At 76.3% G+C, this 219-nt stretch carries 1 pseudogene; it reads left to right on the top strand.

The features are described 5' to 3' along the window. Positions 1-68: 68 nt before the first annotated feature. Positions 69-219, top strand: a pseudogene (locus tag A4V12_RS40020) (MerR family transcriptional regulator); the annotation flags it as partial.

The following is a 219-nucleotide window of genomic DNA, read 5'->3' as shown; positions in this document are numbered from 1 at the left end:
GCCGGGGCGGGGCCGCCCCCGGCGGGGAAACCGGAATCGCCCCCTTCGCCCAGGGGGCCGCATCCGCCATGGAGGAAGCCGCCGAGAATTGCAGATGCGGGCTCGGGGGGCGTAGCGCGGCGCACATGCAGTCCTACAGTATTCGCCAGGCCGCCCGGCTTCCGGGCGTCAGCCCCCACACCGCGCGTCGCTGGGCCGACGCCGGCCGGCTCGCGACAC

Origin of the sequence: Streptomyces noursei (assembly GCF_001646665.1) — a bacterium.
Lineage (GTDB): Bacteria > Actinomycetota > Actinomycetes > Streptomycetales > Streptomycetaceae > Streptomyces > Streptomyces lavendulocolor.
This window is presented reverse-complemented; position numbering and strand designations above follow the sequence as displayed.